Source organism: Microvirga sp. KLBC 81, assembly GCF_003075415.1.
GTDB lineage: Bacteria > Pseudomonadota > Alphaproteobacteria > Rhizobiales > Beijerinckiaceae > Microvirga.
In genome coordinates this window covers 1-517 of record NZ_QDAH01000347.1, presented here as the reverse complement: position 1 = coordinate 517, position 517 = coordinate 1, and the positions used below count along the sequence as shown (strand labels likewise).

The following is a 517-nucleotide window of genomic DNA, read 5'->3' as shown; positions in this document are numbered from 1 at the left end:
GCCGGTGTTCAGCGGCAGGTCGGTCAGGGTCCAGAACGAGGCCAGCTCGTCCCGCACCCGCGACAGCGGCAGGAACTGCTCGGTGCGGTCGGCCTCGACCTCGCCCAGCGGCATGGTCTCGATCAGGGTGATGTCCATGCCGCGCCCGTGCGCCCAGGCGATCAGGTCGGGCAGCTCGGCGGCGTTGGCGTCCTGGAGCGCGACGGCGTTGAGCTTGACCGCCAGCCCGGCGGCCTGGGCCGCGTCGATCCCGGCCAGCACCTTGGAAAGATCGCCGCGACGGGTCAGCCCCTGGAAGACGTCGGGCTTCAGGGTGTCGAGCGAGACGTTGATCCGCCGCACGCCGAGCCGGGCGAGGTCGGCGGCGAACTCGGCCAGCCGCACGCCGTTGGTGGTCAGGGTCAGCTCGTCGAGCCCGCCCCCGGCCAGATGGCGCGACAGCCGGGCGACCAGGTCGATGAAGCCCTTGCGCGCCAGCGGCTCGCCCCCGGTCAGGCGCAGCTTGCGCACGCCCAGC

At 73.1% G+C, this 517-nt stretch carries 1 protein-coding gene; it reads right to left on the bottom strand.

Annotated elements, in window-relative coordinates:
• Positions 1 to 517: radical SAM protein (locus DC522_RS34130; RefSeq protein ID WP_116532748.1), on the bottom strand; the 517-nt coding region annotated here is incomplete at both ends.